We start from the raw sequence: 16,007 nt of genomic DNA, 5'->3' as shown, positions 1-16,007 counted from the left end.
TTATTCCAGAGTTAACCCAACACCGAAGAGACCAGCAGCTGCGTGTAAGGATGATGCGGATCGTCCAGCACCCGATCGGTCAGCCCGCTCTCCACCACCTCACCCTCTTTCATTACCAGCAGGCGATGGGCCAGCAGACGTGCGACGCCCAAATCGTGGGTGACAATCACCACAGCCAGATTCAGATCCCGCACCAGGCTGCGCAGCAGATCGAGCAGGCGCGCCTGCACCGACACGTCCAGCCCGCCGGTTGGCTCATCCATAAACACCAGCTTCGGATGCGTTACCAGGTTGCGGGCAATCTGCAGACGCTGCTGCATGCCGCCGGAGAAGGTGCCCGGCAGGTCGTCGATGCGCGACAGCGGGATTTCGACATCTTCCAGCCACTGGCCGGCCGTCTCGCGGATATTGCCGTAATGGCGCTGGCCGACGGCCATCAGCCGCTCGCCGATATTGCCCCCCGCTGACACCTGCGGACGCAGGCCATCCATCGGATACTGATGGACCACGCCCCATTCGGTGCGCAGCAGCCGGCGGCGATCGCTCTCGCTTAAGGCGTACAGATCCTGTCCCTGATAAATGATGTTGCCCTGCTGCGGTGCCAGGCGCGCGGAAATCGCCTTCAGCAGCGTGGTTTTACCGGAGCCGGACTCGCCGACAATGCCCAGCACTTCGCCGGGATACAGCTCGAACGACACGTCGCGGAAGCCTTTGCCTGGCGCATAAAGGTGAGTTAACTGGTTAACGGCCAGCAGGGGGTGTTCGCTGATCATGCTTGGTGTGCCTCTTGTTGCTGGTGGCAGTAATCGGTGTCGGAGCAGACAAACAGCCGGGTGCCCTGGTCGTCGAGCACCACTTCGTCCAGATAGCTGTGCCGTGAACCGCAAATCGCGCAGGGTTCTTGCCACTTCTGCACGGTGAACGGGTGATCGTCAAAGTCCAGGCTTTCCACTTTGGTGTACGGCGGCAAGGCGTAGATGCGCTTTTCACGCCCGGCACCAAACAGCTGCAGCGCGGGCATCATGTCCATCTTCGGGTTGTCGAATTTCGGGATCGGCGACGGGTCCATCACATAGCGATCGTTGACCTTCACCGGATAGGCGTAGGTGGTGGCGATATGGCCGTAGCGGGCGATATCTTCATACAGCTTCACCTGCATAATGCCGTACTCTTCCAGCGCGTGCATGGTGCGGGTTTCGGTTTCGCGCGGCTCGATAAAGCGCAGCGGTTCGGGGATTGGCACCTGGAAAATCAGGATCTGATCTTCGGTCAGCGGCGCTTCAGGTATACGGTGACGGGTCTGAATCAGGGTGGCGTCCACCGTGCGCTCGGTGGTCGCCGCCCCGCTCACCCGCTGGAAGAAGCGACGGATCGAGACGGCGTTGGTGGTGTCATCCGCGCCCTGGTCGATCACCTTTAGCACATCGTGTTCGCCAATGATGCTGGCGGTCAGCTGGATGCCGCCGGTGCCCCAGCCATAGGGCATCGGCATTTCGCGGCCGCCGAACGGCACCTGATAGCCCGGAATGGCCACCGCCTTCAGGATCGCCCGACGAATAGTGCGTTTGCTCTGCTCATCAAGGTAGCCGGGGTTATAACCGCTGAGTTCAGTCACGGTGCTTCTCCTGGTATTCGGCACGCAGGCGGTTGAGCAGCTCAAGCTCGGCCTGGAAATCAACATAGTGCGGAAGCTTAAGGTGCGAGACGAAGCCCGCCGCTTCCACGTTATCGGCGTGGGCCAGCACAAACTCTTCGTCCTGCGCCGGGCTGGTCACGCGCTCGCCGTGTTCGCCGGTTTGTAGTGCGCGATCCACCAGCGCCATCGCCATTGCTTTGCGCTCGGCGCGGCCAAACACCAGGCCATAGCCGCGCGTCAGGTGCGGTGCCTTATCGGCAGGCGTGGTGAAGCCGTTGACCATCTCGCATTCGGTCAGCAGGATCTCGCCGATATCCAGCGAAAAGCCCAGCTCTTCCGGCGCGATCTCCACCGTCAGATAGCCGGTGCGGATTTCGGCGGCAAACGGGTGATTACGTCCGTAGCCGCGCTGGGTCGAGTAACCTAGCGACAGCAGGAAACCTTCATCGCCGCGCACCAGCTGTTGCAGACGGGCGGAACGCGGTGACGGATAGGACGGCGGATCGCGGGTGATGTCCACCGGTTCGCTGCCGTCATCCTCTTCCCGCAGGGCCAGCCCTTCGCGCGTCATCAGGTCAAAGGTATGCGCGCAGCGTTCATCCAACGGCTGTTCAGCACGCGGCGCAGCGGGCGCTTTACCTTCCGCCAGCAGGGTGAAATCCAGCAGGCGATGGGTGTAGTCATAGGTCGGACCAAGCACCTGTCCGCCGGGCAAATCCTTGTAGACGGCGGAGATGCGACGTTCCAGCCGCATATTTTCGCTGGCCAGCGGCAGGCTGTCGGCCAGGCGTGGCAAGGTGGTGCGATAGGCGCGCAGCAGGAAGATGGCTTCCACCAAATCGCCTGAGGCCTGCTTAATCGCCAGCGCCGCCAGTTCACGATCGTGGATGCCGCCTTCGGTCATCACCCGATCCACTGCCAGCCCGAGCTGCTGGTCGATCTGCTGGCACTGCAGTTCATCCTTACCTTCGCTACGGCGCAGGTTTTCCTGCAGCTGATGGGCGGCTTCAATCGCCTTCTCGCCCCCTTTCACGGCAACGTACATCAGCAGACCCTCACGTCAGTGGTGCGTGGCAACGCCATCATGTTTTCGCCACAGGTAAAAATCAGATCGATGCCCTGCGGGAAGCTGTGCGGGCGCTCGCGCAGATACTGCAGCACGCCTTCCGGCAGCTGCGGTGCAATCGCCCGCGTTTCCAGCAGGCCGGGACCGCTGAGGCGCAGCGTCAGCCCGCCGTTCAGGCTCGGCACTTCAATAATTACCGTGGTGCTTTTCTCCGGCGAAACGTTATTCCCTGCCGAAAACTGCCCAATGGCGGTATCAGATTTGGCATGCAGCAGCGCAAACGGCGCGTCGGTCTGTTCGGTAACCGGCGCGCCGGTGTGGAAGCGCAGATTGGTCAGCAGCGCCTCGTCATTCAGGGTGCTGTCGAGGTAAACCGGCGTTTCACGGTCAACCAGCGTCATCAGCACCGCGGTGGCGGCGGAAGATACCCGTCCCCAGGCCGGCAGCTGCGGCAACGACACCATCACGCCCGGCTCGCTCATGGCTTTCAGGATGCGGCGAAATGCCCGCTGGGAATCGGCAACCGGATGGGTAAAGCTGGCAAGTAAGGTCATTAATTATCTCCCCGGACAAGGGTAAAGAAGTCGACGCGGCTGCTGGCGATTTCGCGGGCACGCTGGGTCAGAAGCTCCTGGCGGGCGGCGGCCAGAGGCGCGATGATTTGCTGCTGGATCCGTTCGGCACTGCTGCTTTGTTGCAACAGGGCATCCAGTACCGCACACAGTTCGGCATGCGCTTTATTACGGCCAATCACGTAGCTGTAACCACATACGCCGTCATCCAGGCGCACCACGGCGCGGGTGACGGTGGTATCGCCCACAATAAAGCGGCGTCCGGTGCCGCCCATTCTGGCCTGCAGGCGGGTCAGACCGGTTTCCGGCACCCTGAGTTGTTCATAATGCGGATGAAGATTCAGCGGCTGCCAGTGCGCCAGCAGCTGTGCGGGCTGACAGTGAGCCAGCACCGACAGCCAGCGCTGTCTTGCCTTAATCGGATCCATTTAATGCTCCAGCGTCAGTTCAATCATATCGGCGCGCGTCAGGCTGACGGAGTATTCCGCCAGTTGCTGCTCGCCGGTGGTGTTAAGCGTGCGGACGCACAGCAAAGGCGAGTGCAGCGCGACTTCCAGCAGCTTGCTCTCCTTAGCCTGGGCGCGGCGTGCGGTAATGCGGGTCTGCTTGCGCGACAACGCCAGCGACAGGTTCTGTTGCATATAGTCATGCAGCGATCCGCTGTTGAACTGCTGCAGGCTCGGCCACCAGCGCAGGTCGGGAAGATAGTGATTAATCACGCATACCGGCACGCCGTTCACCCGACGCAGCGTGCGCAGATGGATCACCGTGTCGCCCTCAACCAGGCCGAGTGCCGTGGCGATTTCCGCATTGCAGGGACGCAGCACCGCCAGCAGACGTTCGCTGGTGGGATGGCTGCCTTGCTCCAGCAGGTTCTGGCTGAAGCGCGCCTGCGAATGCAGCGGATAGTTGTACGGGCGCATCAGCACCAGGATGCCAACGCCCTGCCGCCGTTGAACCAGGCCTTTATTGACCAGCTCATCCACCGCGCGGCGCAGCGTATGGCGATTGACGGCATAGCGCTCCGCCAGCTGTTTTTCGGAAGGCAGGTATTCCCCGCAGCGGTAGGTGTTGCTGAGTTCCGTTTCGAGCTGGGCGGCAATCGCCTGATATACAGTGGTCGGATGTCTGGACAGGTTCAGCATGGAAAAATCCTCAATCACGGGGAGGAGGCGGTGTCGCGAGACGGCAATGCTCTGGCGACCTGACTTTTTCAATGCAGGTATGTTGCGTGCGCAATGTGACAGCGGGGTTAAGGCTAAGTGTCGGCCAGATGAATTTGGCTGTTGGGGGGCCTTCGCCCTGATGGTCTATGATGAAATTAATATTTCATTTTAAAACTTTTTGGAAACCATGAGAGAGGTGATGATGAAAGTCTGCTTACTGGCGGCATTATGGCAGGATTGACCAGCGCTCCGCTGTTGGCGCAGCCACCGCAAGATATGCTGATTAAGAATGGCTATGTGATGCCGCTTAAGCCCGGCAGCGCAGATCGGCCGGAGAGTGACATTCTGATCTACCAGAACCGAATTGCCCAAATAGGCAAGGATCTGCCCACGGCAGGACGTCGGGTGATTGATGCGCGTGGCAAGTATGTCCTGCCCGGCTTTGTGGATACCCATTCCCATCTGTGGGTCACTACGATGCGCGGGCAGTTTCGCAATCAGGACGGCAAATTTTTCCCGGTAAGCAACCAGCTTGGCGCGCGCATGCAGCCGGCGGATACCTATACCGCCATGTACACCGGTGCGGCTGAGCTGCTGTCCGGCGGGATCACCAGCATCGGCGACTTTTTCGATAACATTAAGGGCCCGCAATGGGGCGATGCAGAGGCAATGTTTAACGCGCTGATTGACCGTCACTACCTCAATCCGTCGGTCACCGTGGTGCATGCCACCGATGCCTCGCCCTCGCAGCTTGCCGAACTGGAAAAAGCCGGCGGCAGCCTGGTGTTGTCCCCAATCAGCGAACAACGGGTTGGCTACGGGCTTACCCGGATTGACCATTTCTCGGCTATAACGCGTAAAGGACTGGGTATTGACGGCAATGCACTGGCAGGCAGCGGCGATCTGTTTGCCACCCTTCGGCTGGCGGCGCTGACCGAAAGTGGTGCCACGCAGGATGAAACGCGGCCCAATTTCCGCAAGCTGTGAGAAATGGCCACCTGGCATGGTGCGGATACGCTTGGCCTGTCGGCGAAAACGGGTTTGTGGAACAGGGTAAACGCGCGGATATTCAGATCATCGATCCTGACGCGCTGAATATGAGTGGCTTTGGCGGTGGCGATCCGGCGGCGTTAATTGCCTATTCCGCCCGACCGGAAAATGTCAAAACGGTTATCGTCGATGGCAAAATTGTTAAACAGAATGGCGTGATGCAACAGAAAGATATTAATACGCTGGTCAGTGAGGCGAATAACTCGGCTAAAGGATTACTCAGCAGGAAGGAATAAAGAAAGAGTTGGGACAAGACGGGCGAAAGGCCCGCTATTCACACGTATTATGCAATGAAAACTGGATTCTAATTATTTTTGCTAGGCGCCTCGAAGAAAATATATAACCTTCCAACTCTGGCTTTTTTTACCGTGTTTTGGTATTGACGCCTATATATCCATACAGGAGAATAGTTTCTGTTACGCACAACCCCTTATTTCCGCGTAACAAAAAGCAACGCCCCGAAAGTGCTTGGAACCACAATCAGGGCGTCTGACCACAAACGTTAAGGACCAACGAATATGGCTAACGCGAATAGTAACACAGACGTTCGACATGATTTCACTTCCACACCGTCTATCTTTGATCTTGAAATCACCGCTCTGCTGGAATTACCGGTAAGTCCTGCGCTGGATCTGTTCCAGATATTGGATCGGTGCCAATGCTACGTCGACGCATTAATTGAGAATGACAGTACCACCGAACGCATGGCGCTCTGTGGCCGTTTGTTCGCCGGGCTGGAAGTGCTGAAGCTGATATTGGAGCAGCCCTTGCCGGATTATCTGGTTGCGCAGTTAACGGTCGATGAAGGTCAGCCCTGCGGCGCTGTCAATCCGCTGACGGCCGATTCGGATACGCTCTGCGGATATTGTTCGGCCCTGACGCTGGTGTTGCTTAGCCAGCAGCAGCCGACGGATCTGTCAGACCAGCTGATCGAAATGCTCTACGATATGCTGCACGTGCTGGCTGACGATCTTAAGGCCCCGCGCTTTATCCGCACCCGTCATGGCTTAGCCATGATTGACGGCGAAGCGCTGTTGCAGGTTCACTAAGCCACTGTCATTCAGCCCGAGAAATCGGGCTGTTCTCAAGAATGAGTGGAAACTGGCGCATTACTTTTGAATTTAAAGATGGAGACGCCTGAAATGGCCATCAAGTTGGCGGCAGTTCTGGGTAGTACGCCGGAAATGTGGCTGAGAATTCAGGCTACTTACAGCCTGGAAAAAGCCGAAAAGAATGTCGATTTAAGCAAACTGAATACCTCTTACAAGCCACAGCCCTTAAATAGCTGAAGGTAATCGCGACATTTTACAGACTCGTTCAGGGCGCCATATTGACGAAAATATAACGCCCCGGCGGGTTAAATGACCTGCCTGCCGCTGGCCTGCATCACCCTTCCGCTTAACCCAACTTCTGCTGCCAGTGAATCCCTGAGGTGCTGTTGATAGGCATCCAGCAGTTGCCGCTGTTTTCTCAGCGACTCTGTAAAGGCGCGGATTTCATTGACCGTCCGTCCAGCCGCTAATGACTCCATCGCGCCGCCGGGTTCCGGCGTAAGAAAGAAGGTCGACACGTCGAGCTGCAGGGAAAGGATATGAATTTGCCACGCCAGCCATTCATCCGGGAAATGCTCGCTCAGCAGGAATTCACATCTGCCGATCTTCTCATCGGATAATTTCACCGGGCTCTCATCCACCCGCTTCAGCCAGTGCTGCAGTTCAGCGGCGTTTACCAGCCCTTGCGACGTGACTGGTGGGCAACGAGACTCAAGCGTGACAATCAACGCATCAATGTAGCCGATCACGCCCTTCAGTATTTGCCTGCACTCCGTGGTCATGCTTTCGACTTCGGCCACACGCCGTTCACTTTCGCTGATACCTGGACGGCGTATAGCAAAACTCACGCTGAACAGAATTGCCATTACCACTGCCGTAAGAATTAACAGATCCTGCGTAGTCATAAAATTTTCCTTATTCACGCTCTGTCGGAGACAGAACACTGTAGACCCGCTGATAGTGTCTGTTTCAGAGAACAGACTGACTTTATAAAAATAGATGAAGATGCGGAATCGGATATTGCGGCAGGAAAATATTTTTGCGGGACGTGGCAGTAACGGTGAATTGCAACAGGGGCCTTACTCATGCGGCGTCTTACAAAGCGCGCCAGCCGGATGAGAAGACCGTTAAGAAAACTATATCAAATGAAGACGTTAAGATTAATCGGCAGTCTCAGAGCCGGTGCACAGGCGGCAATAATCCGCAGCGGGGACACGTTGTCTGGCCACCATCAGTGCCTGATGATCGGTATAGAGGGTGCCGAGGAAAATTCGGGTTTTGGGCATAATCCTTTCACAGTTTCTGCGGTGAATTTCCCACTGTGATAAGTCCCCGGAACTGGCATAGTAATATTTGGCTGTGTACATAAAATCATCCCTTTAAAAGAGTCTGAATTATACTGAATCCGCCCCACTTTCTTTCAGGCATAAAATGGCATTTAGTTTGCAACTTAGGCAACACACTGAAATTGCTAGCAATTTAGTTTCTTTGCGGAACTACCTGTTTCTGGGAAAATTCGCCAGCCTGCGCAATTCACTCCATAACGGGCGATTAAATGAGCAATAACAATGCGCAGAATATTCTTAAAACATCGGCTTAATAGGTTTTATTAACCCTTGCCTGATAATAATCACCAACGTCATTAAACAGGTTTCAGGATAAAAAATGGCTAAAAATCATCACCCTGCAAACCTGTAATAAAGTTCAATATATTTTACCTCTCAATATAACAGGCCGCATAACATTACGTACGTTGGATTTAATTGGCATTGGCTTCTATATTTAAATTGCTTTACTAAGTAATTGGCTTGCAATGTATATTTATCCCGGAGGTAATTTTGTCTATTTCCAATGAAGATGAAACGCATGAACTTATGATTGGCGAAGCTGCAGTAAGCCTTCTCTTCAACCGGAAAGATATAACGACCACTGCCCTGCTTGACGAGCTAAATTTGATGGGTAACGTTGAAGAGGATGATGACCGGTTACTTGCCATCTGGTCTGCTCGCCGCTGGCTGCTGAGCCGCAGGAAAAGCAGCTACCCAGACAATAATCATCAGGACTGGCTGGCAGAGGCCACCGGACAGGCAAATATTCGCCATCCGCACCGTGAAGACGCCATCCGTCTCACGCAGTACCAGGACGAAGACTAGTCCCTGACGGCTGAATCCCGCCCGGCCACCTGGCCGGGCATCCGGAACATTTTCACCCCGTTGTACAACCTGCCTGAGCCCCCTCACTGCGCAAAACGCCCTAAATGCCCTTTGCATAATGCTAGCAACCCTATGAAAAATAAAGGCTAGCACTTTTTGCAAAAAAAACTGAAGTTCTGTTTATCACAATTGCTGTACACATACTGAAAACTTGTATAACTTCAGCGTCATAAAAGCTGCACATATTTTAAACTTAACAGATACAGGACTCTTCATATGCGTCAGCACGGCCAAAATCCTCAGAATGATGCCGATATCAGCCGCTACTTTAGTGAGGCGGCGCTGCCCTCACAGCAGGAGACCCTCGGACAGGTCGTCGTGGAGATCCTTCGCGCAGGCGGAACGTTAAATCGTAAAGCGATCTGCTCAAAGTTGTTAAGACGCCTTGAGCTGGCTTCTGGTGCGGAGCAGGAAAAGCACTACCATGACCTGATTGGCCTGCTGTTTGGCCGCAATGATTAAAATTCAGTGATGAGACCGGCGGAAGCTTTAAGATTTCGGCCGGTTGTTTTAATATCCGCGCGGCGCGCAAGCCGCTGACAGGGAATGATAACAAGAGGTGGCGGTCGCGTAAGACGGTCCCACAGCGTTAATGTCCGGATCGATACGCGTTCTCGTATCGCTGTTTCAGAGAAGTTGTATGCAAAAAGATGATGAAGAACAAAAACTGACAGATATCCTGATTGGCGAAGCGGTGCTGACGCTGCTGCGACAGGATGCGGTAATGAATACGTCGACGCTTATCGACCGACTGCAGGCGATGGCTTCAGGTGAGTATGACACGCTCAGGCAACGCGCTTGCCGACGTGCTATCAGTGAGGTCAGAGCAAGTCGTCAGAGCGATAACGATAGCGTTACCCAGGAAGTTCGTGACCATGAGAACGTCATGCATATGTTTAATAATGACGGTCCGTCGGACGATTCTAAAAAACACTGAATACGACGTTAAAACCCAAAAGCATCTAATCCGGGCGGCTTAAGGCCGTCATTTCTGTGAGGTAACCGCATGAACCAGCAGTCCACCGAAAATGCAATCCTGGCGTATTTTCAAAACGAGGGCGACCTGCTTTCTGATGAAACCGCGGTTATTGGCACCGTCATCCGCGAAGTTGTCGCGATGAAAGGTACGGTTAGCAACAAGGACATCATTCTTAGCCTGATTAACCGGCTGGAATCTACCACTGACGTGACGCAGCTGGATATCTATCGCCAGGCGCTTGAAGTTGTGGTTGGCCGCACGCCAGACGACGTCTGAGCCTGTGCTACTCAGGCGGCTCCGCTGTGGGCCGTCTTGCCTTTTGTTCTCCCCTCCCAGCCTGACCCTTACCTGTCTCCAAACGTGTTCACTTCAGTAAGTTTCTCAGCCATCACAGACCCTAACGGGTTATTAAACGGTGGATGAAATGCGTTTGGGGAATATACCGGCGCACCTCTACAGAGGATACGATCGCGGATTTAATGGAAGCGTTCGAGGATGGCACGGAAAGCCAGCAGATAAACCGATTTAAGCGCTTCATCGTTGGTCTGCTCGCTGTGTTCATGGAGGACCAGAAGTACGCTGTGCTTATTGATGGCTTCGTTGGTGCTGATGAGCTGAGCCACTGCTCTGCCGACCACTGCACAGATGTCTGTTGGATATTCTGAGTCTTTATCGGGCACGTTCACCCCTGAATAGTTCTGGATATGCATACAGTTTATCATCTGAAAAAGCGCAATGCATCTCCGTTAATGCGCCTATCCCCTTGCTGGGTCGTTGAAAAAGCCCAACCCTGCAGGCCATCCGGGCACAGTACTGCACAGATCGCTAACGCTTGAAGTGCAAAAATGTGAGGCAGGACACCGCGGTCGGTTTCAGATTTGGGGAGAGGTCTGGCGGGGAAGCAGCACAGCCCGGACGGGCTGCGCCACCTGGTGATATTATTTAGACTGTTGCTGCTGTTGCTGCTGCTGCTGCTGCTTGTCAGCCTCTTTGTCTTTTTTGTTCGCCATATGATGGCCAACGGCACAACCGGCCGCAGCGCCAGCTACGCCATGATGGGCAACATGACCTGCAACGCCACCAACCACAGCACCTTTGATACATCCCTTCGCTTCAGCCTGAGACGTGACAGACAGTAAAAGCCCGGCAATGACAGCAAACGTAGAAAGTTTAAACATTGAGTTGATCCTTTTTAATTAAAATAACGCTTTGCGTCCGGTGAAAGCATAGTTAATACAAATTAAGCCGTTGTTAAATATTGTAAAAATGTGTGCCAGCCGCAGCGCCTATAAGCCAGGACTATGGGCCGGCATGGCGCAGGGAATCAAAACGTCGACGTCAGACGGGTTTTAGCACCACCACCGCATAGCGGCACACTTCATCGGTATCATTTCTGAAGACGCAATCGGCCGGATCGCCCAGCTCCAGACAATCCCCGGCCAGCATCTCAAATACCTTCGCCCCTTCCTCAAACGTCAGTCGGCCTTCCATCACCCATATTAGCTGCCGTCGGGATAGGTATGAGATGACCGGCATTGGCACGGCGGTTTTCGCCGGAAGCTCAACGCTAACCAGGTCTACCGGGATCTGGCCTGCCGAGACGTGGCGACGGATATAACCCGTTTCCGGATCCTGCCAGACAGGCTGGTTTTCATGTCTGACCAGCGTGCCCGAACGCACCTCGGTCAGGGCAATCAGTTGCGACATCGACATATCAAAAGCGCCTGAAAGTCGCGCCAACAGCGTGGCGGTCGGGCTACTTTCGCCGCGTTCAACTTTGTTGATCATTGCCCGTGAGACGCCTGAATTTTCAGCCAAATCGGTCAGTGACCATCCCCGCCTTTCCCTTTCCTGCCGGACTTTTTGGCCAATACGGGCATTCAGACCATCTTCTTTACTGGACATTTCATCTAACATATTAGATAACTACCATAGTGTACGTTTCATCCACATTAGTAAATCCACGCGGGAGTGTCTATCATGCGTATTCGTCCGGCTGCAGAACGCGATGCTGAAATCATTGCGGAAATTTATAACGATGCGGTGCTCAACACCACCGCCATCTGGAATGACAAAACGGTCGATGTGGTGAACCGCATCAAATGGATGAGCGATCGTCACGATGCCGGTTTCCCGGTGATTGTCGCGGTGGATGACGCGGATACCGTGCTGGGATATGCCTCCTTTGGCGACTGGCGTCCCTGGGATGGATACCGGCATACCGTGGAACACTCGGTCTATGTTCACAAGGCCGCGCGAGGAGGCGGGACCGGCACGGTACTGATGCAGGCGCTGATCGGACTGGCGAAAGATCAGGGCAAGCACGTCATGGTCGCCGGTATAGAATCTGAAAACAGTGCCTCGATCGCGCTGCATAAAAAGCTGGGATTCACTGACGCTGGCCGAATGTCAGAAGTCGGCAATAAGTTTGGCCGATGGCTCGACCTGACATTTTTACAGCTGCGTCTGGATAGGCGTGAATCACCCTGAGCGGCCCTGAATCGTTACGCGAAATAGAACCAGGCTGTGGCAATAAGGTCATTTTGGACATGAAAAACAGCCATGCTTTCCAACGGGGTTGGAGACAGGCCATAAATTAATTCGTGGTCGAATACCTTATCGCCTATTACCACCCGTGAGATAAGTTCAGCGCGGAGATCGGGATTGTTGAAGCGATGGTTTACGTAAAACTCGCGTAATGCGTGTTTTCCCTGAGTTGAGGGGCTCTCGGTTGGCATCCGGTAGCCTTTGAACTCATCGGAAAAACACGCCATGAACGCGTCGATATCGTGAGAATTGTACGCTTCAAACTGTGCCTGAACGGGTGACTCTGCCGGCATGCTAACCTCGCTTTCATTTCAAATAACTATGCAAATTATTAGCATATAAATTCACATATTGAAAGCGATAAAGCCAGCGCAAAACGGTCAGGCTGTTCTGAACTTACGGGTAAGCGGCTTTTCTATCTCCACAATCAGGAACATCACAAACCCGATAATCAGGGTGATCACCCAGTAGCGGAATGGCAGTGCCGCTGTGCCAAACAGCACCTGCATAAAGGGCGCATAGATAATCAGTAGCTGCAGGACCAACAGCACCGCACTCACCACCCAAATTCCTTTGTTCAGCAGCAACCCTTTACTCAATGAGAAACCGTTCGAGACGCGACAGTTGAGCATATAGAACCATTGCGCGGTCACCAAAGTTTGCAATAAGACGGTACGAATAAATTCGGCAGAATAGCCGCGCGGTTGCAGCCAGGATTCCAGCACAAAGGCGCTGATGGCAATCATCGATCCAACAAAGATCACCCGCCAGATGGCAAAACCATCCATGACATGCAGCTTCGGATCGCGCGGCGGTCGCCGCATGATGTTCTTCTCGCCTTCTTCAAACGCCAGGCCGAAGGAGAGCGTCGCGGAGGTGGCCATATTCATCCACAGGATCAATACCGGCGTCAGCGGAATTAAATTTCCCGCCAACAGCGCAATAATGATTAATAACCCCTGAGCCAGGTTGGTCGGCATGATAAACAGAATGGTTTTTTTCAGATTGTCGTATACCCGTCGCCCTTCCCTGACTGCGCTGGCAATGGTGGCAAAGTTATCATCCGTCAGCACCATGTCTGCCGCTTCTTTTGTCACCTCGGTCCCTTTAATGCCCATCGCGATGCCGACATCGGCCTGCTTCAACGCCGGGGCGTCATTCACACCGTCTCCGGTCATCCCGACCACTTCTTTTTTGCTCTGCAACGCCTGCACCAGACGGAATTTATCCTCCGGGCTGGTTCGCGCAAAAATGTCGTACGCTTGCGCCGCTTCACTCAGCTGCCGGTCATCCATCACCTTCAGCTCACCGCCGGTAATGGCGACACTGGCATTACTGATACCCAGCATCTGACCGATGCTCATCGCGGTTTGCGGATGGTCACCGGTAATCATCTTGACGCGGATCCCTGCCTGCAGACAATCGCGAATGGCGGTGATGGCTTCCGGTCGCGGCGGATCCATCATTCCGGCGATGCCTAACAGGATCATCCCCTGCTGCAGATCCTGATGCGTTAATTCGCTCTGGCCTGGCGTGGCCGGTTTCCATGCCGCCGCGACCATGCGCAGCCCTTCCTTCGCATACTCTTCTATCTTCGCCTCCCACCAGGCCACGTCGAGCGGCTGCAGTCCGCTTTCCGTTTGCTGCTGCTGGCAATGCCTGAACAACACGTCCGGCGCACCGGTAAGGAGAACGCACTCCTCTTCACCAATCAGGTAGTGGGTCGACATGTATTTATATTGCGAATCGAACGGAATTTTATTGCGCAGTTCGGTGGTAACTGCCGGAAGTTTCCCTTTCGCGGCGAGCACCTTCAGCGCTCCTTCAGTCGGGCCGCCGGTGATTTTCCACAGGCCGCTTTCATCTTTGATCAGCTGGCTGTCATTACACAAATCAATGGTTCGCAGATAACGTTCCAGCAGCGAACCCGGCGTGATGGCGACAGGCGAAGCGTCATCGGCCCGGTGAAATGTGCCCACTGGCTCATAGCTGGCACCATCGACGCGGTAGATTTGATCGGCGGTAATAATGGCTTTTACCGTCATCTCATTCATGGTCAGGGTGCCGGTCTTATCCGAGCAGATAACGGTCATCGCCCCGAGCGTTTCAACCGTTGGCAGTTTGCGGATTATCGCCTTCTGCCTGGCCATGGTTTGCACGCCCAGCGAAAGAATGATCGAGATGATTGCAGGTAGCCCTTCCGGGACCGAGGCCACGGCGAGGCTGATCAGTGAAAGCATCAGCTCAGAGAGCGCCATATCGCGGAACAGCAAACTGAAGACAAACAGCGCGGCCATCATCGCCAGAATGATCAGGAAAATGGCTTTGCCCAGCTTGTCCATCTGCACCAGCAACGGGGTTCGCTGGGGTTCTATATCGGACATCATCTGGTTGATGTGCCCCAATTCGGTGGCACCGCCGGTCGCCACCACCAGCCCTTTCCCTCCGCCAGAACTGACGGTGGTGCCGGAAAACAGCAGATTCGTCCGGTCGCCCAGCGGCAGGTCGCCGGTCAGCGCGTCGGTTCCCTTTTCCACCACGGTGGATTCCCCGGTCAGGATCGCTTCTTCAACACGCAGGTTATGGGCTTCGATTACCCGCAGATCGGCCGGGATGCGGTCCCCGGCGCGGATAACCACCACATCGCCCGGGACCAGTGCGGTGGTGGGGAGCGTTTCGTGATTGCCGCCGCGGATCACCACCGTTTCACTGGAGAGCATGTTACGGATACTTTGCAGCGATTTTTCCGCGTTACTTTCCTGGATATGACCGATCAGCGCATTGATCACCGCCACGCCGAGGATAACCAGAGTATCAATCCAGTGTCCCATCACCGCAGTAAGCAGGGCAGCAGCCAGCAAGACGTAGATTAAAACATCGTTGAAGTGGGCCAGAAAGCGCAGCCAAACAGGTTTACCGGGTTTTTGCGGAAGGGCATTTTCCCCGTATTGTTTTAACCGCTCTGACGCTTCAGAGCTGCTTATCCCATCGGGTGAACTGCGGGTACTGACCAGCGTTTCATCAACAGAAAGCTGATAGTACGCACTCTCCGGTTTAGCTGTTTTCATCGCTTTCTCCTCAAGTCCTGTTTCGGAAATCAAGGCGGTGATATCCGTTTATTAACAGATCGGCATTTACGCAAAGCTAAAGGCCTCTGGCCGTGAACAGGTTCGCATCAGATGACGATATATGTCATTAATGGCTACACACAGGAAGCTGATTAGTGAAAAACCTTAATGCTTCACAGATAATTCGGGAAATAAACGCTTTAAACGTAGCACAGCGAAAATAATTTCACTCATTTCGCCATATTGGGCATTCGCCCGATCCTAAATCTCTACCCCTTCACGCCGCCTCAATGAGCAAAATATAAATTCCAGATAAAATTCATAAGGCTGCCAATATTCGCCCTAACGATTAATTAAAATCAACACCGTGTATTACACTGCAATAGCAGACTTTACCGCTGGATTTTTAATCTTTTCAGGATTTATGTATCGTTAATTGCATCGAAAATATTACAAACTACAAATCTTTACTTTTTTGATTTACCCACCTAGTCTCATCTCAGACCCTTCAGGCTTATTAGCCGCACTCATCTTTTTCGCTATGCCGTAATTTTCATATAGCCATGATTAATGGAGGTAATGATGTATGGCTTAAGCCTGTTCCGCCTCAGCCTGTATGTTATCTTTGCGATCATCACCTGCTCGGCCGTAGGACTAT

At 54.2% G+C, this 16,007-nt stretch carries 22 protein-coding genes; 9 read left to right on the top strand and 13 right to left on the bottom strand.

Going from position 1 to position 16,007, the window contains the following annotated elements:
- Positions 1–11 precede the first annotated feature (11 nt).
- Genes phnK through phnF form a run of 6 tightly spaced genes read right to left on the bottom strand, consistent with a single transcriptional unit; the run spans position 12 to position 4,419 of the window.
- Positions 12–773 (bottom strand): phosphonate C-P lyase system protein PhnK, encoded by a 762-nt coding sequence (gene phnK, locus AC1UKS_RS08395; RefSeq protein WP_053142301.1) that lies wholly within the window; start codon positions 771–773, stop codon positions 12–14.
- The gene (locus tag AC1UKS_RS08390) at positions 770–1,615 is read right to left on the bottom strand and encodes an alpha-D-ribose 1-methylphosphonate 5-phosphate C-P-lyase PhnJ (RefSeq protein ID WP_482436420.1); all 846 of its coding nucleotides are present in this window, start codon (positions 1,613–1,615) and stop codon (positions 770–772) included. The genes phnK and AC1UKS_RS08390 overlap by 4 nt, the downstream gene beginning before the upstream one ends.
- The gene (locus AC1UKS_RS08385) at positions 1,608–2,681 is read right to left on the bottom strand and encodes a carbon-phosphorus lyase complex subunit (RefSeq protein ID WP_482436419.1); all 1,074 of its coding nucleotides are present in this window, start codon (positions 2,679–2,681) and stop codon (positions 1,608–1,610) included. The genes AC1UKS_RS08390 and AC1UKS_RS08385 overlap by 8 nt, the downstream gene beginning before the upstream one ends.
- Complete coding sequence (gene phnH, locus AC1UKS_RS08380) at positions 2,681–3,256, bottom strand: phosphonate C-P lyase system protein PhnH (RefSeq protein WP_053142296.1); 576 nt, start codon at positions 3,254–3,256, stop codon at positions 2,681–2,683. The genes AC1UKS_RS08385 and phnH overlap by 1 nt, the downstream gene beginning before the upstream one ends.
- Positions 3,256–3,702 carry a phosphonate C-P lyase system protein PhnG gene (gene phnG / locus AC1UKS_RS08375; RefSeq protein ID WP_265910861.1) on the bottom strand — a complete coding sequence of 149 codons (447 nt, stop codon included), beginning with the start codon at positions 3,700–3,702 and terminating at the stop codon, positions 3,256–3,258. The genes phnH and phnG overlap by 1 nt, the downstream gene beginning before the upstream one ends.
- A complete protein-coding gene (gene phnF / locus AC1UKS_RS08370; protein WP_013202774.1) occupies positions 3,703–4,419 on the bottom strand; it encodes a phosphonate metabolism transcriptional regulator PhnF in 717 nt (238 codons plus the stop codon).
- Between the two features lie 249 nt (positions 4,420–4,668).
- Between phnF and AC1UKS_RS08365 the strand changes: the two genes are divergently transcribed.
- From AC1UKS_RS08365 to AC1UKS_RS08350, 4 genes are all read left to right on the top strand, one after another.
- Positions 4,669–5,427 (top strand): amidohydrolase family protein, encoded by a 759-nt coding sequence (locus tag AC1UKS_RS08365; protein WP_482436416.1) that lies wholly within the window; start codon positions 4,669–4,671, stop codon positions 5,425–5,427.
- A 56-nt stretch (positions 5,428–5,483) separates the two neighbouring features.
- A complete protein-coding gene (locus AC1UKS_RS08360) occupies positions 5,484–5,726 on the top strand; it encodes a hypothetical protein (protein WP_482436415.1) in 243 nt (80 codons plus the stop codon).
- Positions 5,727–6,008: 282 nt separating this feature from the next.
- Positions 6,009–6,539, top strand: coding sequence for a hypothetical protein (locus AC1UKS_RS08355; RefSeq protein WP_482436413.1), 531 nt, complete (start codon positions 6,009–6,011; stop codon positions 6,537–6,539).
- Positions 6,540–6,584: 45 nt separating this feature from the next.
- On the top strand, positions 6,585–6,779 hold the full coding sequence (locus AC1UKS_RS08350) for a helix-turn-helix domain-containing protein (protein WP_482436412.1): 195 nt from the start codon (positions 6,585–6,587) through the stop codon (positions 6,777–6,779).
- Between the two features lie 68 nt (positions 6,780–6,847).
- Here the strand turns inward: AC1UKS_RS08350 and AC1UKS_RS08345 are convergent, their stop codons facing one another.
- Complete coding sequence (locus AC1UKS_RS08345; protein ID WP_482436411.1) at positions 6,848–7,447, bottom strand: hypothetical protein; 600 nt, start codon at positions 7,445–7,447, stop codon at positions 6,848–6,850.
- 255 nt (positions 7,448–7,702) lie between these two features.
- Entirely contained in the window at positions 7,703–7,828 is a 126-nt protein-coding gene (locus AC1UKS_RS08340) for a hypothetical protein (RefSeq protein ID WP_256372238.1), read from the bottom strand.
- Positions 7,829–8,380: 552 nt separating this feature from the next.
- Between AC1UKS_RS08340 and AC1UKS_RS08335 the strand changes: the two genes are divergently transcribed.
- The 4 genes from AC1UKS_RS08335 to AC1UKS_RS08320 all read left to right on the top strand — a co-directional run bounded on the left by AC1UKS_RS08335 (position 8,381) and on the right by AC1UKS_RS08320 (position 10,010).
- On the top strand, positions 8,381–8,695 hold the full coding sequence (locus AC1UKS_RS08335; protein WP_265910867.1) for a hypothetical protein: 315 nt from the start codon (positions 8,381–8,383) through the stop codon (positions 8,693–8,695).
- 276 nt (positions 8,696–8,971) lie between these two features.
- The gene (gene ycgZ / locus AC1UKS_RS08330; protein ID WP_482436409.1) at positions 8,972–9,217 is read left to right on the top strand and encodes a regulatory protein YcgZ; all 246 of its coding nucleotides are present in this window, start codon (positions 8,972–8,974) and stop codon (positions 9,215–9,217) included.
- Positions 9,218–9,395: 178 nt separating this feature from the next.
- On the top strand, positions 9,396–9,692 hold the full coding sequence (locus tag AC1UKS_RS08325; protein ID WP_265910869.1) for a hypothetical protein: 297 nt from the start codon (positions 9,396–9,398) through the stop codon (positions 9,690–9,692).
- Between the two features lie 69 nt (positions 9,693–9,761).
- Positions 9,762–10,010: a biofilm/acid-resistance regulator YmgB/AriR gene (locus tag AC1UKS_RS08320; protein WP_265910870.1), complete on the top strand. Its 249-nt coding sequence runs from the start codon at positions 9,762–9,764 to the stop codon at positions 10,008–10,010.
- Between the two features lie 200 nt (positions 10,011–10,210).
- On the opposite strand, the gene AC1UKS_RS08315 is transcribed toward AC1UKS_RS08320, so the two are convergent.
- The 3 genes from AC1UKS_RS08315 to AC1UKS_RS08305 all read right to left on the bottom strand — a co-directional run bounded on the left by AC1UKS_RS08315 (position 10,211) and on the right by AC1UKS_RS08305 (position 11,651).
- Positions 10,211–10,414: a hypothetical protein gene (locus tag AC1UKS_RS08315; RefSeq protein ID WP_482436408.1), complete on the bottom strand. Its 204-nt coding sequence runs from the start codon at positions 10,412–10,414 to the stop codon at positions 10,211–10,213.
- A gap of 258 nt (positions 10,415–10,672) precedes the next feature.
- Entirely contained in the window at positions 10,673–10,912 is a 240-nt protein-coding gene (locus AC1UKS_RS08310; protein WP_482436406.1) for a hypothetical protein, read from the bottom strand.
- A 160-nt stretch (positions 10,913–11,072) separates the two neighbouring features.
- A complete protein-coding gene (locus tag AC1UKS_RS08305) occupies positions 11,073–11,651 on the bottom strand; it encodes a helix-turn-helix domain-containing protein (RefSeq protein ID WP_482436404.1) in 579 nt (192 codons plus the stop codon).
- A 63-nt stretch (positions 11,652–11,714) separates the two neighbouring features.
- Here AC1UKS_RS08305 and AC1UKS_RS08300 point away from each other — a divergent pair, with 63 nt between their 5' ends.
- Positions 11,715–12,224, top strand: coding sequence for a GNAT family N-acetyltransferase (locus AC1UKS_RS08300; protein WP_482436403.1), 510 nt, complete (start codon positions 11,715–11,717; stop codon positions 12,222–12,224).
- Between the two features lie 14 nt (positions 12,225–12,238).
- Here the strand turns inward: AC1UKS_RS08300 and AC1UKS_RS08295 are convergent, their stop codons facing one another.
- Both AC1UKS_RS08295 and AC1UKS_RS08290 read right to left on the bottom strand, forming a co-directional pair.
- Complete coding sequence (locus tag AC1UKS_RS08295; protein WP_265910875.1) at positions 12,239–12,574, bottom strand: nuclear transport factor 2 family protein; 336 nt, start codon at positions 12,572–12,574, stop codon at positions 12,239–12,241.
- An 87-nt stretch (positions 12,575–12,661) separates the two neighbouring features.
- Positions 12,662–15,349: a cation-transporting P-type ATPase gene (locus tag AC1UKS_RS08290; RefSeq protein ID WP_482436401.1), complete on the bottom strand. Its 2,688-nt coding sequence runs from the start codon at positions 15,347–15,349 to the stop codon at positions 12,662–12,664.
- Between the last annotated feature and the right edge of the window lie 658 nt (positions 15,350–16,007).

The organism is Erwinia sp. AK-PDG3-5, from assembly GCF_056821705.1.
The sequence above is the reverse complement of the archived record's forward strand: the minus strand, read 5'-3'. Positions and strand labels throughout refer to the sequence as shown.

Excerpts from the sequence above, each read along its gene's own strand:
- phnK (WP_053142301.1), bottom strand. The coding sequence starts at position 773 with ATGATCAGCGAACACCCCCTGCTGGCCGTTAACCAGTTAACTCACCTT.
- AC1UKS_RS08385 (WP_482436419.1), bottom strand. The coding sequence starts at position 2,681 with ATGTACGTTGCCGTGAAAGGGGGCGAGAAGGCGATTGAAGCCGCCCAT.
- phnH (WP_053142296.1), bottom strand. The coding sequence starts at position 3,256 with ATGACCTTACTTGCCAGCTTTACCCATCCGGTTGCCGATTCCCAGCGG.
- phnG (WP_265910861.1), bottom strand. The coding sequence starts at position 3,702 with ATGGATCCGATTAAGGCAAGACAGCGCTGGCTGTCGGTGCTGGCTCAC.
- phnF (WP_013202774.1), bottom strand. The coding sequence starts at position 4,419 with ATGCTGAACCTGTCCAGACATCCGACCACTGTATATCAGGCGATTGCC.
- AC1UKS_RS08365 (WP_482436416.1), top strand. The coding sequence starts at position 4,669 with ATGGCAGGATTGACCAGCGCTCCGCTGTTGGCGCAGCCACCGCAAGAT.
- AC1UKS_RS08355 (WP_482436413.1), top strand. The coding sequence starts at position 6,009 with ATGGCTAACGCGAATAGTAACACAGACGTTCGACATGATTTCACTTCC.
- AC1UKS_RS08345 (WP_482436411.1), bottom strand. The coding sequence starts at position 7,447 with ATGACTACGCAGGATCTGTTAATTCTTACGGCAGTGGTAATGGCAATT.
- AC1UKS_RS08340 (WP_256372238.1), bottom strand. The coding sequence starts at position 7,828 with ATGCCCAAAACCCGAATTTTCCTCGGCACCCTCTATACCGATCATCAG.
- ycgZ (WP_482436409.1), top strand. The coding sequence starts at position 8,972 with ATGCGTCAGCACGGCCAAAATCCTCAGAATGATGCCGATATCAGCCGC.
- AC1UKS_RS08325 (WP_265910869.1), top strand. The coding sequence starts at position 9,396 with ATGCAAAAAGATGATGAAGAACAAAAACTGACAGATATCCTGATTGGC.
- AC1UKS_RS08320 (WP_265910870.1), top strand. The coding sequence starts at position 9,762 with ATGAACCAGCAGTCCACCGAAAATGCAATCCTGGCGTATTTTCAAAAC.
- AC1UKS_RS08310 (WP_482436406.1), bottom strand. The coding sequence starts at position 10,912 with ATGTTTAAACTTTCTACGTTTGCTGTCATTGCCGGGCTTTTACTGTCT.
- AC1UKS_RS08305 (WP_482436404.1), bottom strand. The coding sequence starts at position 11,651 with ATGTTAGATGAAATGTCCAGTAAAGAAGATGGTCTGAATGCCCGTATT.
- AC1UKS_RS08300 (WP_482436403.1), top strand. The coding sequence starts at position 11,715 with ATGCGTATTCGTCCGGCTGCAGAACGCGATGCTGAAATCATTGCGGAA.
- AC1UKS_RS08295 (WP_265910875.1), bottom strand. The coding sequence starts at position 12,574 with ATGCCGGCAGAGTCACCCGTTCAGGCACAGTTTGAAGCGTACAATTCT.
- AC1UKS_RS08290 (WP_482436401.1), bottom strand. The coding sequence starts at position 15,349 with ATGAAAACAGCTAAACCGGAGAGTGCGTACTATCAGCTTTCTGTTGAT.